The sequence below is a fragment of the Desulfogranum mediterraneum DSM 13871 genome (assembly GCF_000429965.1).
Classification (GTDB): domain Bacteria; phylum Desulfobacterota; class Desulfobulbia; order Desulfobulbales; family Desulfobulbaceae; genus Desulfogranum; species Desulfogranum mediterraneum.
This window is the reverse complement of sequence record NZ_KE387005.1, coordinates 121862-142971: the sequence shown is the minus strand read 5'-3', so window position 1 is coordinate 142971 and position 21110 is coordinate 121862. Positions and strand designations below refer to the sequence as shown.

Annotated in this window: 21 protein-coding genes and 2 pseudogenes; 4 read left to right on the top strand and 19 right to left on the bottom strand. The window is 57.6% G+C overall.

From position 1 onward, the window contains the following. Positions 1-4: 4 nt before the first annotated feature. Genes G494_RS24245 through G494_RS0117305 form a run of 4 tightly spaced genes read left to right on the top strand, consistent with a single transcriptional unit; the run spans position 5 to position 4744 of the window. The gene (locus tag G494_RS24245; RefSeq protein WP_051305822.1) at positions 5-1132 is read left to right on the top strand and encodes a carboxylate-amine ligase; all 1128 of its coding nucleotides are present in this window, start codon (positions 5-7) and stop codon (positions 1130-1132) included. Further along, complete coding sequence (locus G494_RS0117315) at positions 1129-2664, top strand: gamma-glutamyltransferase family protein (RefSeq protein ID WP_028585520.1); 1536 nt, start codon at positions 1129-1131, stop codon at positions 2662-2664. The genes G494_RS24245 and G494_RS0117315 overlap by 4 nt, the downstream gene beginning before the upstream one ends. Beyond that, positions 2661-3713: a microcin C ABC transporter permease YejB gene (locus G494_RS0117310; RefSeq protein ID WP_028585519.1), complete on the top strand. Its 1053-nt coding sequence runs from the start codon at positions 2661-2663 to the stop codon at positions 3711-3713. The genes G494_RS0117315 and G494_RS0117310 overlap by 4 nt, the downstream gene beginning before the upstream one ends. Further along, entirely contained in the window at positions 3710-4744 is a 1035-nt protein-coding gene (locus G494_RS0117305; protein WP_028585518.1) for an ABC transporter permease, read from the top strand. The genes G494_RS0117310 and G494_RS0117305 overlap by 4 nt, the downstream gene beginning before the upstream one ends. Before the next feature lie 188 nt (positions 4745-4932). Here G494_RS0117305 and G494_RS0117300 read toward each other — a convergent pair whose 3' ends face one another. From G494_RS0117300 to flgL, 19 genes and pseudogenes are all read right to left on the bottom strand, one after another. After that, complete coding sequence (locus G494_RS0117300) at positions 4933-7515, bottom strand: hypothetical protein (RefSeq protein ID WP_028585517.1); 2583 nt, start codon at positions 7513-7515, stop codon at positions 4933-4935. Positions 7516-7797: 282 nt separating this feature from the next. Continuing rightward, entirely contained in the window at positions 7798-8403 is a 606-nt protein-coding gene (locus G494_RS0117290; RefSeq protein WP_028585516.1) for a GTP-binding protein, read from the bottom strand. A 71-nt stretch (positions 8404-8474) separates the two neighbouring features. Continuing rightward, a complete protein-coding gene (locus G494_RS0117285; protein WP_028585515.1) occupies positions 8475-8873 on the bottom strand; it encodes a roadblock/LC7 domain-containing protein in 399 nt (132 codons plus the stop codon). Positions 8874-9173: 300 nt separating this feature from the next. Continuing rightward, a complete protein-coding gene (locus G494_RS24240; protein WP_051305821.1) occupies positions 9174-9497 on the bottom strand; it encodes an EscU/YscU/HrcU family type III secretion system export apparatus switch protein in 324 nt (107 codons plus the stop codon). A 4-nt stretch (positions 9498-9501) separates the two neighbouring features. Further along, a complete protein-coding gene (locus tag G494_RS0117275; RefSeq protein WP_028585514.1) occupies positions 9502-10968 on the bottom strand; it encodes a flagellar hook-length control protein FliK in 1467 nt (488 codons plus the stop codon). A 48-nt stretch (positions 10969-11016) separates the two neighbouring features. Then, positions 11017-11691 (bottom strand): PilZ domain-containing protein, encoded by a 675-nt coding sequence (locus G494_RS0117270; protein ID WP_161630011.1) that lies wholly within the window; start codon positions 11689-11691, stop codon positions 11017-11019. Between the two features lie 212 nt (positions 11692-11903). Beyond that, on the bottom strand, positions 11904-12596 hold the full coding sequence (locus G494_RS0117265) for a flagellar brake protein (RefSeq protein ID WP_028585512.1): 693 nt from the start codon (positions 12594-12596) through the stop codon (positions 11904-11906). 171 nt (positions 12597-12767) lie between these two features. Further along, complete coding sequence (locus G494_RS0117260; protein ID WP_028585511.1) at positions 12768-13157, bottom strand: hypothetical protein; 390 nt, start codon at positions 13155-13157, stop codon at positions 12768-12770. Between the two features lie 11 nt (positions 13158-13168). Beyond that, positions 13169-13621 carry a flagellar export chaperone FliS gene (gene fliS, locus G494_RS24235; RefSeq protein ID WP_035247287.1) on the bottom strand — a complete coding sequence of 151 codons (453 nt, stop codon included), beginning with the start codon at positions 13619-13621 and terminating at the stop codon, positions 13169-13171. Continuing rightward, complete coding sequence (gene fliD, locus G494_RS0117250) at positions 13621-15015, bottom strand: flagellar filament capping protein FliD (protein WP_028585510.1); 1395 nt, start codon at positions 15013-15015, stop codon at positions 13621-13623. Before fliD ends, fliS begins: the two co-directional genes overlap by 1 nt. A 40-nt stretch (positions 15016-15055) precedes the next feature. Then, entirely contained in the window at positions 15056-15409 is a 354-nt protein-coding gene (locus G494_RS0117245; protein WP_028585509.1) for a flagellar protein FlaG, read from the bottom strand. A gap of 73 nt (positions 15410-15482) precedes the next feature. Continuing rightward, on the bottom strand, positions 15483-16046 hold the full coding sequence (locus tag G494_RS28180; protein WP_408608411.1) for a flagellin: 564 nt from the start codon (positions 16044-16046) through the stop codon (positions 15483-15485). Between the two features lie 30 nt (positions 16047-16076). After that, positions 16077-17012, bottom strand: a pseudogene (locus tag G494_RS28175) (flagellin N-terminal helical domain-containing protein); the annotation flags it as partial. A gap of 220 nt (positions 17013-17232) precedes the next feature. Further along, positions 17233-17442, bottom strand: coding sequence for a hypothetical protein (locus G494_RS0117235; protein WP_028585507.1), 210 nt, complete (start codon positions 17440-17442; stop codon positions 17233-17235). Between the two features lie 82 nt (positions 17443-17524). Further along, the gene (locus tag G494_RS28170; RefSeq protein WP_408608410.1) at positions 17525-18127 is read right to left on the bottom strand and encodes a flagellin; all 603 of its coding nucleotides are present in this window, start codon (positions 18125-18127) and stop codon (positions 17525-17527) included. Next, positions 18116-19030: pseudogene (locus G494_RS28165) on the bottom strand (flagellin N-terminal helical domain-containing protein); the annotation flags it as partial. The pseudogene G494_RS28165 and the gene G494_RS28170, both read right to left, overlap by 12 nt. 221 nt (positions 19031-19251) lie before the next feature. Beyond that, the gene (locus tag G494_RS0117225; protein ID WP_028585505.1) at positions 19252-19680 is read right to left on the bottom strand and encodes a flagellar assembly protein FliW; all 429 of its coding nucleotides are present in this window, start codon (positions 19678-19680) and stop codon (positions 19252-19254) included. Continuing rightward, positions 19677-19919, bottom strand: a complete 243-nt coding sequence (gene csrA, locus G494_RS0117220) for a carbon storage regulator CsrA (RefSeq protein ID WP_028585504.1) — start codon at positions 19917-19919, stop codon at positions 19677-19679. The genes G494_RS0117225 and csrA overlap by 4 nt, the downstream gene beginning before the upstream one ends. Positions 19920-20110: 191 nt before the next feature. Further along, entirely contained in the window at positions 20111-21109 is a 999-nt protein-coding gene (gene flgL / locus G494_RS27970; RefSeq protein WP_028585503.1) for a flagellar hook-associated protein FlgL, read from the bottom strand. Position 21110 lies beyond the last annotated feature (1 nt).

Below are 21110 nucleotides of genomic sequence, written 5' to 3'. Positions count from 1 at the left end.
GCCAATGGCTGCAGAGAGAGGCGCTATCCCGTTTAGCCCCAGTCCTCCATCTACCCTGGGGGTGGAACTGGAGTTTCAACTCCTTGACGCAGGTTCCTATAACCTGGTTCCTATGGCCCGGGAGGTGCTTGCCCAGGTCCCGGAGGCCAGTCAGGGGAGGGTGGCGCCTGAGTTTCTCCAGTCCATCCTGGAGATCCGCAGCGGTATCTGCAGCGGGGTTGGGGAGGTGGCCGCAGACCTGCTGGCCACCATCGAGCTGGTGGAAGGCTTGCCGGCATTGGAACACGGGCTGCTCTTTGGTGCCAGTCTGCACCCCTTTGCCTGCCCGGAGGATCAGGTCCTGGGCTTTGGCGAGCGTTACTGGCGGATCATGAAGGAACTCCAGTATGTGGGCCGTCAGTTTATCTGTCAGGGCTTGCATATTCACCTGGGGATGAGGGATGGGGAGACCGCCATCCGGGTCTGTGATACCATCCAACCCTATCTGCCGGTGCTCCTGGCCCTGAGTTGTTCTTCGCCCTTCTTTCGTGGGGATGATACCGGCTTCCACTCCTACCGGACCAAGCTCTTTGAAGCGCTGCCCCTGGCTGGGATCACCGGGTTTCACGGTTCCTGGAGCGGGTTTGAGCAGGAGCTGGCCATGCTGCGGGAGTATCAGGTGATCAGCGAGCCCCGCGATCTTTGGTGGGATGTGCGGCCGAGTCCCACCTTTGGTACGGTTGAGATTCGGATCTGTGACCTGCCCCTGCGCTTCAGCCAGATGCTTGGGCTGGTCGCCCTGGCCCAGGCCCTGGCGGCAGGGCTGGCTGAGCAGCTGGTCGTCCATCGGCCGGTGAGTCATCAGATCCTCAGCTGTAACAAGTGGCAGGCCGCCCGTCATGGTCTGGCAGGCCGCTTTGTCGATCCCCTGGGTCTGGTGGGCAGCGGGGCCATGTCCATGGTCAGGGCCGCCCGCCAGATGATTGCGGTCCTGGAACCTCAGCTGCGCCGCCTGGGCAGCCGTTTGTATATCGATGCCCTGGAGCCGCTCTTTACAGACGGCACCGGCGCCGGCCGGCAGCGGCAACTGGTGGCCTCAGGGCTCAATTTTCATGAAATGATTGCACAGCTCCATGGTGAATTTTGGCTATGAGTAACTCTTCAAAAGCAGTGGTGGCCAGCGGTCACCCCCTGGTCAGTCAAGCAGCGGCAACCGTCCTTGGTGAGGGAGGCAATGCCTTTGATGGCGCCGTGGCTGCTGGTTTTGCCAGTGCCGTGGTCGAACCCTGTCTCACCAGCCTGGGGGGCGGAGGGTTCCTCCTGGCCCGTACAGCTGAGCAGAGGGAACCGGCCCGGGAAATCTTTTTTGATTTTTTTGTGGATAGCCCGGGGCGGGGGTTGGCTGAGATACCCTGTCCCCATTTTTTTCCGGTGAATGTGGCCTTTGGCGGTTCAGATCAGGAGTTCAACATCGGTCTGGGATCGGTGGCCGTACCCGGTACCTTGAAGGGACTGTTGCATGTTCACGACCGGCTTGGCCGGATGGATCTGGCAGAGGTCCTTGCACCGGCACTCCAGCTGGCCAGGGGCCACCAGCTCAATGACTTTCAAGGGGTGTTCATGGAGCTACTCCGGCCCATCCTGACCATGACTCCCACGGGCAGGGAACTGTATCAGCCCCAGGGACGTTTCCTCGGCCAGGGTGATACCCTGGTCAACCAGGACCTGGCTGGATTTTTGGAAGAGCTGCCCCGGGATCATGGCCGGGAGTTCTACTGTGGTGAGATTGCCCGGGCCATGGCCCGGGATATGGCCGGGGGTGATGGCCTGCTTACCCGGGAAGATCTGGCCGCCTATGAGGTGATTGAGCGCAAGCCTCTGGAACTCACCTATGGCCGTCATCGGATTCTGACCAGTCCGCCGCCCTCCTTTGGCGGCTCCCTGATCGGGCTCTCCCTGGCCCTGCACCAGGAGCATCCCTCCAGCGCACCCTACGGCTCTCTGGCCAACCTGCGTCGGGCTACGGCCATCATGCAGGAGGTGGAGCGGTTGCGCCTCCAGGGCATGGTCAGTCCCAAGACCCTGCAGGCCTTTCTCAACTCCGAGCAGCTTGCCCAGGCAGCAGCCACGGTTCGGCTCTTTACCCGGGGCACCACCCAGGTAAGCATTGCCGACGGCCAGGGTAATGTGGCCTCCATGACCTGTTCCAACGGCGAAGGCTCCGGCTATTTTGCCCCTGCCAGCGGGATCATGCTCAACAATATGATGGGCGAGGATGATCTCCATCCCGATGGCTTTCATGCCGGCCCGGCCGGCCAGCGGGTGGGGTCGATGATGTCGCCCTCCCTGGTCCTGGATGCAGCCGGCAGGGTGCAGCTGGTCATCGGCAGCGGCGGCTCCAAGCGGATCAGGACCGCCATCACCCAGGTCCTGACCCAGGTGATTGATCAGGGGCGGCCCCTTGCGGAGGCCGTTGCTGCGCCCCGTTCCTACTGGGACGGCAGCCAGCTCCAGCTTGAGCCTGGGTTTGGAGGCGAGGTGATCGCAGAACTCAGCCGCCAGGTGGCGGTCAACTGTTGGCAGGAGCAGAGTGTCTATTTCGGCGGCGTCCATGCCGTGATCCCGGGAGGAGCCGGGGCTGGGGACCCCAGGCGGGGCGGAGCGGCCATGGTGGTGGAGTCATGAGCTGGTATATAGGGAAACGTCTGCTCTTGATGATCCCGACCCTGTTCGGGGTGATGCTGATCACCTTTACGGTCACCCAGTTTGTCCCGGGCGGGCCGGTGGAGCGGATGATGGCTGAGCTGGAAGGGCACGGCAACGGGGCAGAGGTCGGGGCTGCGGCTTCCCTCTACCAGGCGGATCAGGGCCTTGATCAGGAGCGGATCGAGCAACTCAGACAGCTCTACGGTTTTGACAAACCGGCAGCCGAGCGCTTTGTCGAGATGATGAAAAATTATCTGCTCTTTGACTTTGGCCAATCCTACTACCACCATAGGAGTGTGGCCCAGCTGGTGATCTCCAAACTGCCGGTCTCCATGTCCCTGGGGCTGTGGAGCTTTGTGATCGTCTACTCGGTCTGCATTCCCCTGGGCATCCGCAAGGCGGTACGTGACGGTTCCAGCTTTGATGTCCTGAGCAGTTCGGTGATCCTGGTGGGCTATGCCATCCCCGGCTTTGTCCTGGGCATCGTTCTGATCGTCCTCTTTGGCGGGGGCAGTTTCTGGAATATCTTTCCACTGCGGGGCTTGGTTTCCGATAACTGGCAGGAACTCTCCTGGCTCAGCAGGATCCTCGACTACCTCTGGCACATGGTTCTGCCCATCACCGCCTCCACGGTGGGCAGCCTGGCGGTGATGACCCTGCTGACCAAAAATTCCTTTCTTGAAGAGATTCGCAAACAGTATGTGATCACGGCCTGGGCCAAGGGGCTCAGCGAGGGTCAGGTCCTCTACAGGCATGTCTTTCGCAATGCCATTATTCCGATCATCACCGGCTTTCCAGGCTCCTTTATCACCGCCTTCTTTACCGGCAGCCTGCTGATAGAGACGATATTTTCCCTGGACGGCATGGGCCTGCTGGCCTATGAGTCGGTCCTCAACCGCGATTATCCGGTGGTTTTAGGGACCCTCTACTTCTTTACCATCATCGGCCTGGTTTCCAGGCTCTTGTCTGATTTGAGTTATGTCCTGGTTGATCCCAGGATCAGTTTTGACGGAATGGGGGAGCGATGAGCAGGAGCAGCAGACCAAAGAGCCTGGCCCGACGTCGCTGGCAGCTCTTCCGGGCCAATCGGCGGGGCTTCATCTCGCTGTGCATCTTTGTTCTCCTTTTCGGGTTGAGCCTCGGGGCTGAGTTGCTCAGCAATGATACCCCCTTGTTGATCCACTACCAGGGAGAGTGGTATACCCCGCTCTGGAATGAGTATCCCGAAACCGTCTTTGGCGGCGATTTTGATACCGAGGCCGACTATCGCGATCCCTATATCCTGGAAAAACTCCAGGCAGCGGGCAACCGGGTTTTTTTCCCTCCCAATCCCCACAGCTATAACTCCATCACCCTGACCCTGGATCGACCGGTGCCCTCACCTCCCACCCGGGAAAACTGGTTGGGCACCGATGATCGGGGCCGGGATGTCCTGGCCCGACTGCTCTATGGCTTTCGGCTGAGCGTGCTCTTTGGCCTGAGTCTGACCACCATCGGCACCCTGATCGGTATCCTGGCCGGTGCCATCCAGGGTTATTTCGGCGGAAAAACCGATCTCTTTGTCCAGCGTTTCATCGAGATCTGGGGCTCCATGCCAGAGCTCTATCTCTTGATCATCTTTGCCTCCATCTTCAAGCCCAGCGTTGCCCTTCTGCTGGTACTGCTCTCCCTCTTCGGTTGGATGGGGCTCTCCGACTATGTGCGGGCCGAGTTTCTCAAGGGTCGGAATATGGAATATGTCAAGGCGGCCAGGGCCCTGGGGGTAGGCAATCTGACCATCATGTACCGCCACCTCCTGCCCAACGGGATGACCCCGGTGATCACCTTTCTGCCCTTCCGGATGTCCGGGGCTATCCTGGCGCTGACCAGCCTGGATTTTCTCGGCCTGGGGGTACCGCCGTCCACTCCCAGTCTGGGGGAACTGCTGGCCCAGGGCAAGGCTAATATCGATGCCTGGTGGCTCTCCCTGTCCACCTTTGTGGTGCTGGTGGGCACTCTGATCCTGCTGATCTTCATCGGCGAGGCCCTGCGGGAGGCCTTTGACCCCAGGAAACAGTAGCCAGGGACGCTGAGCCTTGCAGCTGGGGATGTCCAGCCTGGAGCGGTGCGGCTCGAGGGAGTCGATGGGAGTAGATGGGCGTGGATCGAGTCGGTTGGGAGTACTCTGGAAAGAGATGAATCAAGGGAACAGGCCTTGGGCCTGTTCCCTTGCTGTGGTTTGGGGTAGGGGACTGCGCTTTGTGCAGCTCAGTGCTCCTTTTTCAAGTCCTTGCGCAGCTGTTTGAACTCATCCTTGATGATCTCGCGCAAGGTACCCAGGTCCAGCTGGGGAGCTGTCTCTCCGGATGCAGCAGGAACCGGGGCGAGCTGGCCCCCGCCGGCCATGGGCAGCAGATCTGGCTGGGAGCCAGCGGCGATGCCGGTGGTCACTCCACGCTGCCAGGAGACGAATTCGGAGACGATTCCGGGAAGCTCGGCCGGGGTGAGCCCGGCCCGGTGGAGGCACTCGAAGAGGGTGTTGATCAGCTGCTCTGTCGCCTGGAGGTCGATTGAGCGGCTATGAACCAGCTGGCTCACCGCCGAGCCCATGAGTTGGACCACCACCCGTTCCTCCGGGGTCAGCTCCAGTTGCTGCAGCCGTTCGATCTGCTCAGCGCTCTCGGCGATGTTGTCATCCGAAGGAGCGCGTACGGTGCCTGGAAGCAGGGCGCCCAGGGCAGCCAGGGAGACCGTTCTCTCTTCCTCCCCTGCCTCCAGGGGTGCCTCAGCGAGACCTGCGGCCAGGGAAGCGGCGGCCGGCTCGATGCCCGGCAGTTCTTCGGCCAGGCCCAGCTCCGGCTCCTCCTCGTCATCATCGCTTGCATCGGCGAAGAAGTCGAGCTCCTCCTCGGGACCGGCAGCCTCCTCCTCTTCCAGGCTAAAAAAGTCGGGGAACTGCTCGTCCTCTTCCGTTTCTCCCAGGGCTTGTTCTATCGGAATCTGTTCCTCCTGGTCCTGGGCAAGGAATTCCAGGGTATCTCCCAGGTCATCCTCTGCGCCTGGCGGGAACTCTTCTTCCAGCAGCGGAGCCTCCTCTTCATCGCCGTCAAAGAAGAAGTTCAGTTTTTCCTCGATGTCTCCCAGGGGGGCGTCTTCCAGATTTTCCATGGATTGCTCCAGGGAAAATCCCTGTTCCTCATCGCTGTCCGCCAGGGCAGGGGTCAGGCTCGCTTCTGCATCCTCTGCTTCGGCCGGAGCTTGCGGGAAGAGGCTCTCCTGGCTCTCTGGTTCCTGTTCAGAGAAAAAATCGTCCAGCTTACTCTCTATGTCCAGGGAGAGGGGATCGCTGGCAGGAGCGGGCTCTCCAGCCGGGCTGCCCTCTTGGGGGAGGATGACATCGGCCAGCGCGGCCTCAAGGGGTGCTTGCGGCTCGGCCTTCTCCCTGGCAGCGGCGTCATCGGCAGGAGGCGCCTCTTGCAGGCCCTCCGGGCTCTCCTTATCCTCTTCCGTGGAGAAGAGCATATCCAGCTGGGCGGTCAGGTCGCTTTGAGCCGGGAGGTCCAGGGGTTCACTCTCTTCGCTGAAACCAAAGAATTCATCACTGGAGGAGAGTGCAGGGGCGAGTTTATCCTTGTCTCTGACCTGGGCTTCAATAAAATCGTCGGCAACCTCGTCGTCAACCGGCTGAATGGCCTCAGCCGGCAGGATCTCATCGGGATATTTGCTGTCTGCGGTCTCCATGGCAGCGACGGATTCCAGTGGAAAGAGTTCGTCCAGCTCCATTTCGATCTCACTGCCCTGCTGATGATCACTGTCCAGGGGTGCCGGTTCAGCTTCCTCTTGCTCAGCAGCTTCCAGGGGCAGGGGCGCTGCCTCAGGCTCCGGCTCCGGTGCTGGAGCGGTGATCTCTTCCACCAGATGATCAACCATCGCCTCCCCAGGGGGAGTCAGCGGTTGCTCGGCTATCAGGGCCTTCAGGGTGTTTAAACGGCTGACCCGATCCACCAGCAGGGCCTGGAGCTGATCCTGATCCCGTTGATCCGGCTCCCTCTGGAGCGTCTGATCCAGCCCCTCTGCAAAGGCGTGGAGCAGGCTGAACGAGTCTGGGTGCGCCTGAGATCCGGCCTCGTCGATATAGTCGCCCAGGGCCCGTAATCCCTGGGTCAGCACCAGGGCCGGTTTGTCGTGGCTGAGAGTTTGGTGCAACTGGTTGAGATGGTCGTTGAACTGTTGCAGGTTGGCAGGGGTAACCTCCCAGTCAAGACTGAGGATGGCGGCCTTCAACATCCTGAGGTGGTCCTCTTCCGGGGCTGCACCAGGCTCCTGGTCCGGCTCCGTGGAGAGCAGAGGTGCGCTGCTCTCCAGGCCACCGGAAGGGGGCCCCTCTTCGCTCTGGTTGACCTGGTACTGCAGGATCTTAAATTTGCGGATATCCCCCTTCAGGAGGAGGGTGACGGCCTCTTCGCTGATCTCCTCAGTGGAAATGATTTTTTCAAAGTTATAATAGAAGGTCAGGAGGAGCTTGATGGAATTCGGGTGGGCATAGGCCCCCTTGCTACGGATGTAGCTGCCCAGTTTGCCCAGTCCCTGGAGATAGACCGCTGCGACCTTATCCCCCTGCCAACTGGTTTTGAGTTCCTGCACCTCATCAATGAGTTCCTGAAGGATCTCGTCGTTAATCTCCCAGTCCAGGGAGAGGATAATCGCCTTGAGTCGGGTCAGGGGCGAGTCATCTTCACTGGAAAATTCAAAGAGATCAACATCACCGGTATCAAAAGATTCGTCGGCAAAGAGGGTGAGATCTTCATACTCATCGTAGCTTGTGGTTGCTTCTTCCTGGGGGTTTTTCATAGCCTGATCATGTGTAGAGAAGAGTAAAGCGCAGGGCTGTCTTAGCTATCTGTTTTTCCCAGTCCCGGCGTTTGGGAAAAATCAATCCTCAGAGCCAGCTGGTGAGTTTGATCCTGTGCGCTGCCGGCAGCATCTGTAGACCACCTTGAGTACCTGTTATTTCGCCCAATTTCTGGTTATGCTCAAAAAATATCCTCGGAATATCGTTTCCATACCTGTGGTAATTTGTCTCGCATGCCTTGATCTTGAACAAAAGAGCTCTTTATCCAAGATACCCTTATACTATTGAAGCTTCTGTTGAATGGAAATGACGGTTGAGGATATTATTTTCTTCAAGGTCTCCGGAACATTATATCCAGTGAGGGCGCTTCCCTCAAAGGCCGGTACTTTGAGTTTACTGTTGAGGTCATTCTCCAGCAGGGGCGTCGGTAAAATCGGGATACCCTGGTTGCGCAAATCCACCTTGTTGTACTGGAGGACTAAAGGGATTTTGAAGATGGACTCCTTGTAATCCTGCAGGTTCTCGTGGAGTTGATTCAGGGAGCGGATATTTTTCTCCCGCATCTGCTCCTGGGCATCGGCTACAAAGACGATTCCGTCGACCCCCTTTAAAACCAGTTTTCTGGTGGCATTGTATTTGACCTGTCCAGGAACGGTATAGAGTTGAATCTTCAACTCATAGCCCTTGATCTGTCCCATGTTAAAGGGCAGAAAATCGAAGAACAGGGTACGGTCACCATGGGTCTTGAGGCTGACCATTTCAGAATGGATCTGTTTGGAAAATTTCCGGTTGATATATTCCAGGTTGGTTGTCTTGCCACCACGTCCGGGTCCGTAATAAACGATTTTTACCTGGACGATTTTTTCTCTGAGATTAATAAAGCTCAAAATAGTCTCCTGCTGCCTCTCTGCTCAGATCTGAAAACGGCGATGTCTGACCCTGCTGGGAAGAAGAGGGCTTAGCCGCGTTCCCAGAGGGTTTTGATCCGTTCAATGGTTTCCACCACATTGAGCCGGAGGAACCCAAGGGAGATGTCTTTGCCGAACATGGAGATGAGGAGCAGCTCGTCGTCGATCTTGGAAAAGTGGATATTACAGTCTGTTCCCTTGTGAAAGAGCAGCGAGAACTCCTGCTCACCGACCAGTTTCGCCATGGCATCCACCGTGGCAAAGTTACCTGCAGCAAGAGCGGCAAAGGAGTACACATCATACTTCGAGGTACCATTGTCTTTGGCGGTGATGATGTTGCCTGCCATATCGATGATAATGACGCAGTCCACCCCGATTTTGATGAGTTTCTCTGTGAGGATTTCATCAATTTTTTCAAGTTGTTCTTGGCTAACAACCCCATAGTTCATATTGCTACCTCGTGTCCATCAAAGCTGTGGCTAATATTTAATCTGATGCTGGTGCGGTTTGATTACAACAACTATACGCGAGAATATCAGATATATGAAGTGGTTTTTTTTGGTGATTTTTTCAACGATCAGTCGTTCCTTTCGCGTATAAAATATTAAGGGTACCTTGAAAAATGAGATTTTTCGATCAAGGTTAAGGCGCGCGATAAATTTTACCGTAGGCATATATTTGATATTCCGAGGATAAAATTTTGAGCGCAACGCCAAGATTGGAGGAAAAAACTTTTTTTCAAGGTGGCCTTAATTCTCTGGAGTGGGTTGCGAATTTTCCGATCGAGGGGGCGGCACCTTTTCCTTAAACTTGCTGTTTACCGAGTAGACAAAGGCCAGGACTTCGGCAACGGTCTGGTAGAGTTCTGCCGGTATCTCTTCGCCAACCGGGACCTTGGCCAGGAGTTCTACCAGGTCAGGATCTTCCTTGATGAATACCCCGGCCACCTGGGCCGATTCAATAATCTTTTGGGCAACGATCCCTGAGCCGCTGGCCACCACCTCAGGGGCATTTCTTTTCTGTTCATCATAGCGCAGGGCAACGGCCTTATCCTGTTTTTCCTTTTTTTCCATGATCCTATGCCTTGGTGTTGACCATCCCTGTGGTGTCGTGGAGCAGGAGATCCAAGAGGGTCTTGGTTGGATCTTTAGCGCCGGTGAGGAACTGCACCGAGTGGAGTTCCATGCGGGTCAACCATTGCTCGAGTTCTTCCCGGTACCCCCCCATGAAGGTCATCTTTTCCCGATCTTCCAGGTGAAAGCGAATATCCAGCCGCTCGCCTTCCTGGTGCAGCTCGATCTGGAGCGTACCCAGTCCGGTAAGCTCGAGGTGAAGGGAGTAGTTGCGGCTTTGCCTCTCCTGCTGCTCTCCGGAAGGATCGTGCTCCGGGGCCTCATCAATCAGGAGAAAGCCCTGTTGGAGGAAGGGCAGCGGCATGGGGAGAAAGAACAGCGACTCGCCGGCAAGACGGACCTGGAGCATCTGGTAGAGCTCCAGGGTCTGGAGGAGTTGGCTGCCCTGTTCCACTGCCGGGGGGAGCGCTTTCCCAGACTGGCTGAGTTCGAGCAGGGCAAATTTTAAGGTGTGGCTGGCTTCCTCGCCCCTGCCGGCGGCAAAGAGCTGTTCCATCCTCAGGCCCAGGTGATCGAGCAGCTGCTGCAGCTGTCCCCCCTGGGGAGATTGTTCCGGCCGGCTCAAGGGGGCATCTGCTGTGGTGGTTCCCAGGGCCTGGGAGAGGATGGAGAACAGTTCCCTGGTGGGGAAGAGTTTGGGGTTGGTGGTGAAAAAGTCCAGGATCTGGCTGCCCAGCTCAAGGAGGTGGGGCGTGCCTGGTGGCGCTGCCTTGACGGCCTCCTGGAGCAGGTGCAGGGAAGGACCATTCCCTGCCACGGTCGTGGCCAGGGCAACGATTATCCCTGGCTGGGAGGAGGGTGCTGCCTGGGACGTGCTCGCCTGTTCACTGCCCAGCCCTGGGGCTATGGTTTGGATCAGGCCGGGCAGTGCACCGTCGCTCTTAAGGGGCGTGGTCGGGTTGGTTTGCAGGGTGTGGAGGATGGCGCCCAGGAGTTCCGTGCTGCCCTGAACGGCTGTTGCTGCCGGGGGGCTGCCAGGGAGGGTGGGGATGGTTTGGGAGAGCAGGGTAAGGGTGTTTCGTGAGTTTTCACTGAGCAGCTTGAGGTGCGGGCCTTCACCGAGCTGAGCCAGGTTGGGGAGCAAACCCTGTTGGCCCCCTAAAAGATGAAGCCTGCTGCCGAGTTGTCGGGTCAGGGGATCGGTGATGACCCGTAATTCGATTTTGGGACCGGCGGTGGTTACCTGGAGATCGAGTTGCTGCCCAACCTGGAGGGGAAGTGCAGATTGGGCCTGGAGTTGCCTGCCGGCAATGGTCAGCAGGTAGTTGCTGGGGTCGATCTTATGCTCTACCACTGCCTGGAGGAGTTGGCCCGGACTAAAAGGGGTCCTGTGGTGTTCACGGAGCTGATCCTGTTGCCGGTAGAGTTGCTGGATGCGAAGGGTTGAGGCCGGGGTAACAGGAAAATCCATGGGAGCCTCGCTGGTCGAGGTTGCTCAACAGGGGTAGGGGACAACCCTTTATTCGGTCTGTACCCGCTCGCGCAGTTGACGACGTTGTTCCTGGAGACAACAGGCGATGATCTGGTCGCGTTTTTTTGGGGTGATATCATCAAAATGAAGCGCAACCTGGTAGCGGTTCCTGCGCATCCGGTAGGTACGGACCACATGGCCGATCCAGGAGAGCATATCTTCGGATTGGGGGATGCCTATCTGGATATAGAGCCGGCTGTTGCTGGCCGGCTTCTCGGCAAAGAGGCCCAGCACCCCGCTGCCGCTCAGGTCAACCGTGGTCCCGATCATCTTCCAGGAGCGGAGCTTGACTTCGCTGGCACCGGCGGTGTAGCCGATCTCTATGGAGGTATTGATGGCAACCCGGAAGTATTCACGCAGCTCTTCGGGTTTGATCGGTTCCCTGCCGATGAAGTTCAGGCGGCGATCGCTGGCAACACTGTCCAACTCGGCAATCAGGTTGACGGTGTTGTGTTTATGCTTGACGGTTAATTGACAGTTGACGCCCATCAAGAGCGAGTCGCTCTCCCAGGACTTTGGGGGAAAAACCAGCTGAAAGTGCGGTGGTTCAAGTCCCACAAAGGCGGCATTGTATCGATGCTCCTCGTTATGCTTATCCGGGAGGTCGATCACAGACTCTGCACCATCTTGGAGTTTATGGATAATGTCTTCGATTTTGCTCACAAGGCTGGTCATGGTTTGGGTTGACGGGGAGCCTCGCTCTCTTTCCGAGTGCAGAGGGATGGCGTACTCAGCTGCCTGCCTGGTTGAGGTCCGAAAAAAGGTTGTTATCTGTTCCTGTTATAGCAGATGAGCTGCCAAGTTCAACAGGAAAAACAGGGGCACTGGAGTGTTGGCAACGCGCCCCTGATGACTGGATCTCCCCCTGTCGCTGTTTAGAGGATATCTTTCACCTGCACCTTCATCCGGAGGTGTTGGCGCTGGAGTTGAAAACAACTGGCCATGATCCGGTCTCTGTCTTCACTGGAGAGGGTGTCAAAGTGGAGCCCCACATGGAAGGTCTCTTCGCCTGCCCTGCTGCAGCGGACCACATGGCCGATGATTTGGATCAGCTCCATCTGTCCCGTGGGCAGGGCCAGCTCGATGCGCACCTTTTTTCCCTTTTTCAGCCCCTGGCTGAAACTGCACAGGGCTCCGCTGCCGCTGAGGTCAATGGTCTCTCCCTGGAGGCGCCACTCCTCCTCCCCGGCAAGGCTTGTCTGGCCGGGCAGGGGACCGGCGCTTACCGGGGTGGCGGCATCGACCCGAAAATAGCTGCGCAGCTGCTCATGGCTGATCACCTCTGTGGCCTTGAACTCCAGGGATTGAGTGCTGCTGATCCCGGTGATATCAGCGGCAACAGAGAGGGTCTGGCCGCCAAGGTCAACGGTAACCACAGCGCTTTGCTCCAGGTCGATCCGGGAAGCCGGTAGCATCCCCTCTGGGAAGAGCAGCCGAAAAGATGGTGGCCTGACTGCCTCGTAGATGCAGTTGATTCGCTCTTTTTCAGGGCGATCTGTCATGGGGAGCGCGACTCGAACCGCCTTTTGGTCGTCTATCTGGGAGAAAAATGGATTGAGCTGCTGCACACTAGTCCTCTGTTGAATAAAGGGTACCTTGCCAGTTTTCCAGGCTATAACTTGCCATAGGCGCCGTGATAAGGAAAGCACTTTGTGGTTTCAAGGATAGCGCTTAAAAGTCGTGGCAGGAGCTTTTTTCAGAGGGGGCAGGGCAAAGAGGACAGAGGGGGCAGTCCACCTTTAACCGGTGCTGGAGATTAACTGACCGCTCCGGTCAGTATGGCTGTGATAGTGGCGCATCACCTTGGTCCCGGTCTGTAACTTGCTGAGCTCATGCTGGTGGACCGCCATATAGCCGCGAATCTGGGGAGTCAGACGCTGGTTGCTTTCCTGGATCTCGGTCATCAGCTCCAGCAGGTCCCTGACCAGGGGCGAGGCCGTTTCCTCGCTTCCCTGGCGAAGCAGGCCGAGGAGCTCCCGGTCACCTTCCCGGGCAAGAGTCTGCTGCTGCTCCAGGGCCTGGTATCGCTCGATGAGCTGCTCTGTATCCTGGGCAGGCAGCAGCTCTTCGATCTCGGCCATGATCTTTTGAATGGATCGGTATGTTTCCAGTGCTCGTTGGATGCTCATGATCTGTCCCCTCACATGGCCGTGGCAATGGATTTATAGGCCTGGGTGCTATGGAGCGGCGGGGCCGTGGATTCCACGCCCTGTTGGCTGTTCTGTTTGTTGATTTCGATGGCCTGGGCCCAGGTCTGGCGCAGCTCCCTGAGCATCTTCTTCACCTCTTCCAGGGGCTCGGCATCGTTATGCAGGTTGCCGTCCTGGAGACGTCCCAGCATGTAGCTGTAGAGGGCGTCCAGGTCCTCGGCCAGCTGGGCATTCTGGTCGTGGTCCAGGGTGGCGGCAAATTCGGAGATGATGGCCGAGGCCTTGTTGATGAAGTGGGCTCGCTTGTCGATCATCTGGTTTTCAATGGCCAGGATGGCCTGGCCGAGAAAGCGGATGGCTCCGTCATAGAGCATGAGCATCAGCTGTTCCGGCGAGGCGGCATTGACCGTGTTGGCCAGGTATTGGTTGGTATAGCCGTTCATCAGTTTCTGCTCCCGTAGTTCATGATATTGGTGATACTGGCCATCTGCTGGCTGAGATAGCTTGACTGGGCGTTAAAGCCGCTGACCAGGGTCTCCATGGCCGAGAACTGGGCTTCCAGGGTCTTCTTACGTTGTTCCAGACGCATCTCGCTTATCTCGATGCGCTTGTCGATCCGCTTGACATTGCTGGTGATGCTCTGCTTGCGGCCGGCCAGCATCCCGGTGGTGGCGTTGGTCATGGAGTCCAGGTAATCCTGGAACTGGGCTGCCAGGCCCTCTTTTTCCCCTTCACCGGAGAGCAACGTGACCACGCTGTCCAGGTTCTCGTCCACGGCCTTGTCCAGGATCTTGTCATTGACCTTCAGGGTGCCGTCTTTCTGGGTTTCAAAGCCCAGTTCAGACATGGTGTTGAGGGTTCCTGAGTTTTTCAGCGGCGTGGTCAGCATGGACTGGAGGTGGCGCTTGATGGAGTTGATCCCCGAGTCGCCGCCTAAGAGTCCGCCACCCTCGCCGTTGATTACCGACTGGCCGGTGATAAAGCTGACCACCTCGTTGTAGCCCTTGGCAAAGGCCTTGATGTTGTCCTTGATGGCGTTCTTGTCCAGGCTGACCGAGAGGTTGGTGGTAGTGTCGGCCTCGGCCTGGAGCAGGTCCAGGGTGACGCCCGGGATCGCCTCCTTGAGGGTGTTGGAGTCTCCATAGATATCGATGGTATCCACCCGGATATGGGCCCGGGTCGCCTCCTGCACCGGGGGATTGACGGTGCCGGTCTCATCCTCGATCACTCCCAGGCTGTCACTGCCGCCCGTGAGGCCGCTGGGGTCCAAAGAAAAGGACTGGCCCACGGTCTCACCGGTGAGGAGCAGACGGTAGGGCGTGTCGCTGCCGTCGTTGATGATGGCCGCAGAGACGCCGATATCCGCCTCGTTGATGGCCGCCATGATGCCCTCCAGTGAGTTGTTCTCGCTGCTGATCTCAATGGCGTGGCTGCTGCCGTCCACCGTGAGGTTGAGGCTGCCGGTACCAAAATTACTGCTCTCCTTACTGCTGAAGCCGGCGGCAGAGACCGATTTCTGGGCCTGGGCCAGGGCCACCACCTCCACCTGGTAGTTGGTGCCGGCCAGGGCCTCGCTGGAAACCGAGGCCGTGAGGAAGTCGTCTGAGCTCTGCTTGATGGAGCGCTGCTGGAGTGCGTCCTGGTCACCCAGGGTCTTGATATTATCCTTGAAGGAGGTCAGCTTGGTGTTGAGCTCGGAAAAGGCGGAGAGCCGGTTGTTCATCCAGGTCTTGTCCGTCTCCAGGCGGGCGAGGGGAAGCCGTTCGAGGTTCATCAACTGTTCGATGATGGCGCCGGTATCCATGCCCGAGGCGAGACCGCTGAATTGAATAGCCATGCTAGTGCTCCCTGTGTTCCGTATGCCCTGTAGACGCTGCTCAGCTCACCGTGTTGACGATGTTGCCGCTGAGTTCCTGCAGCTGTTTGGTGAGGTTCAACAGTTCTTCCGGGGGAATCTGTCTAATAACCTCTTCGGTCTCGTTGTCGACAATCTTTACCACCAACTCGTTGACTGTGTCGTCCTGTTCGAAGCGGACCGAGTAGACACCGTCTTCGGTGAGCGCCTTAATCTTGTTGAGCAGCTCCTCTGGTGGGGCCTGCTGGGGACTGTTTTCCGTGGATTCGACCTGGGGTTGTTCTTCTGCTTTCTGGCGGTTCTGCTCCACCTGCTCTACCCCTTCCTTGACCCGGGACGGTGCGGCGGTGGCTGCGCCGATGGCTTCGATCATCATGATATTCACCTCCTAGCTAAAGTATATCAGGTTCTGAAGGAGCCGCAAAGGGCTCCTCCAGGGATATTGGCTGTTAACCGAGCAGACTCAGGGCCAGCTGGGGCGCCTGGTTGGCCTGGGCCAGGATGGAGACTCCAGCCTGTTGGAGGATATTCTGCTTGGTCATGTTGGAGGTTTCCTGGGCAATGTCCGCGTCCAGGATTCGGGAACGGGCTGCAGAGATATTTTCAGAGATGTTCTGGAGGTTGGCGATGGTGGATTCAAAACGGTTCTGGATCGCACCAAGATCACCTCGCTCGGAGTCGATAGTACTTAGAGCCTTGTCAATGACATCGATGGCGTCCTGGGCTCCAGCTACGTCAGAGATATCTACTTCATTGACGCTTTCACTGGTTGAGGCCAGGATATCACCTGCTGCACCTGCTGCACCATCATCTACGACCGCGCCAAGGGCACTAGTTACACCAGAAGCTACCGAAAAGGAACTCCGGGATGAAAATTCAACATTACCCGCGACCACTGTGGAGTCGTTACCGGTTCCACCTGAATCAGTATCCAGGGCTGCTGCTGCGCCACTCTGACCAGTTACTGTCAAGGTGCTGCCTGCGCCGGCAGAATTGACAGCATCTTCAATCATAATGTCTTTACCCTCAGCCTGGGTCAGGGTCATGCCGCCTGTGGAAAGCTCTGCCGTGATACCGGTCTTGCCGCTGACATCATTGATGGCGGCAACCAGATCTTTCAAGTCGGTCTTATCGGTGATGCTGGCAGAGACGGTCTGCATGTTGGTGTCACTGCCGATGTCAAAAGATATTGTTCCTGCGTGACTTGCAACAACCGTTGCCTCTGATCGTGCAGTAGCAGATACACCTGTGTTGGCAGTCTGGGCGTTGACGAGATCTGCCACATCTTTAGCTGTAGAACCGTCGGCTATACCAGTGGCTCCGGATGCAATTTGTACTGATCCTTTATATCCTGCAACGTCCAGGGTTTGAGCCTTGATTCCGTTTCCTCCGCTAACATTTGCTGCAATGGCCGTTGCGGCACCCGCACCAGTAGCATCAGCTGAAGATGAGCCTTCAAGTGCATGTCGACCAAGATCAGTAGAGTTCATGGAACCAATGGAAACACTGATGGTTTGGTTGGCATTGGCACCAACCTGAAATTCCTGATTAGAAAAGGTTCCGTCAAGAATATTGAGGCCGTTGAAGGTGGTGGCACTGGAGATACGATCCATCTCCTGCTGCAGCTGGTTGACCTCAGCTTGGAGGGCGGAGCGATCATCGGCAGAGTTGGATGCGTTGGCAGATTGCACCGACAACTCACGCATCCGTTGCAGGATGTTGGTACTCTCCTGCATGGCGCCTTCAGCGGTCTGGGCCAGGGAAATACCGTCATTGGCGTTACGGGCGGCCTGATTGAGGCCGCGGATTTGAGAGGTCATCCGGTCGGAAATGGCCAGACCGGCTGCATCGTCCTTTGCAGAGTTGATCCGAAGACCAGAGGAGAGACGCTGCATGGACTTGTTCAAGTTGTTCTGGGTTGCACCCAGGTTACGTTGAGCGTTGAGAGATGCTACGTTTGTGTTGATTGATAATGCCATGATATTCCTCCGTGAATATGTGTTTGGCTTATGTTGTCCTGCTTATCGGCATCCTTGCCGTTGGGTCCTGCTCAGGTTTTTTGTTGTTCGCTGGTTAGCGCCTCCCTGTTGCTGTTCAAGTATCTTTCGTTGTCTTGGTAGGTACGTTTGAGGGACGTCATGTTCCCTTATGTACTCTATCGCCCTTGGGGTGATGATTCTTTAGTTTTATTTTGACTTTTTATTGCCAGGAACCGAGGATTATGCCGTTGCTCTGGCCAATATGCTGAATTTGCTCCATATTTTTTTTGTTCTCCTCGTCTGCGGCAGGGGGAGAAGCAGGGGAGTTGAGGCTGGCAAAGGGAAAGTGCGGCCGGTTTATCCCACTGCGCTCCTTGGGCTCAAGGAGTGTGGAGACATGTTTCTGGTAGCGAAAGCTGATCATCTTCATCTGGGTGCCCTCTGGAATGCACCCCGGGGCCGAGTTCGGCCCCGGGAGTGGAGTTTGCGTGGAGTTGAAATGCTTGTCGTCCTTAGCCCTGGAGGAGGCTGAGGGCCAGCTGGGGGGTCTGGTTGGCCTGGGTGAGGATGGAGACCCCGGCCTGTTGGAGGATGTTGGCCTTGGTCATCTCCGAGGTCTCCTGGGCGATGTCGGCATCCCGGATTCGGGAGCGGGCTGCGGTCAGGTTCTCCGAGACATTCTTCAGGTTGGAGATGGTGGACTCAAAGCGGTTCTGGATGGCACCCAGGTCGGCCCGCTGGGAGTCGATCTTGTTCAGGGCCGCGTCCACGATCTTGAGGGCATCGGTGGCGCCGAGCACGTTGCTGATGTCGATGGCCGTGACCTCTTCAAAGCCCGAGATCACCGTGGTGTCGGCCGCGGCATCGACGATACTGCCGCCGGTGGTGGGGTTGGCATCCGAGGCGATGGTGTAGGAGTCCTGGGAGGAGAATTCGATCACCCCGGCCACCCTGGTGGAGTCGGTGGAAGTGGCAGGCGGCCCGGAGGTCAAGGCTTCCGCGTTACCGTCGGCCCCGGTGACATTGATGGCGGTCAATGCGGTGGAGTGGGTGAAGTCAGCCACGACAATATCCTTTCCTTCGGGCTGGACCAGGTTGAGGGTCCCGGCGTCCACGGTGGCGGTGACCCCGGTGGTACCGCTCTGGTCATTGATCACCGTGGCCAGCTCGCTCAGGTCGGTGGTGGTTACCGAGGCGTTGACCGTGGCGGTGTTGCCGCCGGAGCCGATGGTCAGGGTGACCACCCCGGAGGCACCGAGTCCGGAGAGGCTGGCCTCGCTGCGGGCCGTGGCCGTGACCCCGGTCTTGTCCGCCGAGCTGGTCACCTGGTTGGCGATATCCCAGGCCGTGGCCCCGGCACCGATGGTGATGGTATCCGGGCCTTTGGAGCCGGTGATGGTCACATCCTGGCCCCCGATGGTGTTGGTGGCAGGTGCCGTTGCTGCCGCCTGCACCGAGGAGCCGGTCCCCTGGCGGGCGGTGGTGTTCTCGGCATCGATGAAGTAGCGGCCCAGGTCATCTGCGGCCATGGACTGGATGGAAAAGCCGATGGTCTCGTTGGCATTGGGACCGACCTGGAACTGCTGGGAGACAAAGGTGCCGTCAAGGACCTTGAGCCCGTTAAAGGTGGTGGACTGGGCGATCCGGTTCATCTCGGTCTTGAGCTGGTTGACCTCGGCCTGGAGGGCGGCCCGGTCGGGAGCCGAGTTGGTGGCATTGGCGGCCTGGACGGAAAGCTCCCGGATTCGTTGGAGAATGTTGGTGGACTCCTGCATGGCCCCTTCAGCGGTCTGGGCCAGGGAGATGCCGTCGTTGGCGTTGCGGGCTGCCTGATTGAGGCCGCGGATCTGGGCGGTCATCCGGTCGGAGATGGCCAGGCCGGCGGCATCGTCCTTGGCAGAGTTGATGCGCAGACCCGAGGAGAGCCGCTGCATCGAGGTGTTCAGATCCAGCTGGGATTTTTCCAGGTTGCGCTGGGCATTCAGAGATCCTACGTTTGTATTGATCGTTAAAGCCATGGTATCCTCCATGAATTTTTTAGCCATCGGTCGTCCATTGACTGATCCTGCGGCTAACGATACAAACGTAACAACTCTCTCAATACTGCTCTACTCTCTCTCTCAATACTCTCTTCGGTTGGAGCGGAAGAACAGTTAAGGAAATTTTAGGACGGAACAAAAAAAAGCCATCATTCCCGAGGGGGAATGATGGCTTTTGATTAATTATTTGAAAATATAGGCTATTTTTTGATTTCAGGCAGGGGGGTTTGGGTGTCGTAGCGTCCGTCTTCCAGGATAACCTGCAGGGCCCGGTTGGTTGAAGGCGAGTAGAGGATGGGGCCGGCAAGGTTGAGGGTGATTTTTTTGTTCTCAGCCACACTGACAATGGTCAGGGTGAAGCAGGGGTCGCTCTCCTTGAGCTGCAGTTTTTTGCGCTCCTCCTGATCAGGGGCGACCACATAGTCCAGAAAAAAGTTGGTGGGATCGGTCACCACAAAGGCAAAAACCGGGTCATCCACCGACTGGATCCAGAAGAGCGGGCCTTCCTTCTCGTTGGGGATGACCAGGAAGTCTTTCAGCTGCTCCAACCCGACCAGTCCCTCCGGGAAATGGATGACATTGGCAGGATCAAATTCAATCTCTCCAAATCGAGTCTCTATAGTCTTCATTTTTTCACTTTCCTGCTTGCAAGTGCATCACTGAGGATATCCAGATCAGCGATATCCCAACTGGCGGCTTCGATATTTTCCTGGCGAATCCGGTCATAGACCTCTTGGCGGTGGATCTTGGTCTCCCGGGGGGCATCGATCCCGATCCGGATGCCGCCGCTCTTCATCTCGATGATCTTTATGGTAATATTATCGCCGATGATGATTCCTTCACCGACTTTCCTGGTCAACACCAGCATAGCAACACCTGTAATGTATCCGGGAGCCGGTCGCTGCCCGAAGAAGTAAAAACGATAAGAACATATCCGCTGCAATCAGTGGCGGGACAGGGACAGATTTCGGCATCCCGTCGTCTGGACAGCGCTCATCTTTATCGCCCAGTATCGTGCAATTTTAAGGAGAACGCAAGTGTTTTTAAACGGTTCCAGGATCAGATAAAGTCGAGGATAGAGAGCTGCGACACCTTGGAGGTGATGTTGAGGGCTGCCTGGAAGGCGGTTTCCTGCTGGACAATGTCGTTGAAGACCTCGATGGCATCGGCATCCTCATAGCGGGAGAGGACCTGCTTGAGGTCGACCCGGACCGCCTCCTGATGGAGCTTGGCCGTCTCCACCCGACTGGCCCGGTTGCCCAGTTGGGAGCGGAGTCTGCGGTTCTGGTCAGCAGCCCCCTGGAGCTCCTCGATGCTGGTCTGCATGGCCGCCGGATCATTGTTGCGAATGGCCTCCTCCGCCTGGGTCAGCTCGGCAAAGAGGTCAAAGCGTCCGCCACTGACCGCGTTGGGCGGGTTGCCTGCGGGGTCGGGTGGGTTATAGGGGCCTTGGTTCCAACTGCTGGTGCCCAGGAAGAGGTCGTTGCCGGTCAGGTTGACCTGGAGTTGTTCGCCCGGGGTGATCTCCAGGGAGGTGGCATTTTCATCGCCTGCGTAGAGCACCGGCCAGGTACGGTGATCGTTGGCATCGTAGAGGGTAGGGTCGTAGCTCGGATTTTCGCTGAAGGGCTTCGTATCCTCGGCATAGCCGGCAAAGATATACTTGCCGTCCACGTTGCCGTTGGCCGCATCGAGCATTTCTTTCTTGAGCTGGACCAGTTCATCGGCCAGCACGGTCCGGTCTTCGGAGTTGAGGGAGCCGTTGACCACGTTGACCATGATCTCCTGGGCCCGCTGCATGATGTTTTCCACATGCTCCAGGTGGCCGTCGGTGGCCTGCATCACATCCAGGGACTGGCCCATGGTCTCCAGGTAGCGGTCCACGTTGCTCAGCTGTTTGCGGGTGTTGAGCACCGGTCGGATCGCAGCCGGGTCATCCGAGGGTTTGAGCAGCTTTTTACCGGTTGCCCCCATCTTGCGCAGGTTTTCAAGCTCATTGGCCACATCGTTGAGGCGGGTGCCGAGCATTCGGTAGGTGGTGCCTTGGGTCGCTTTCATG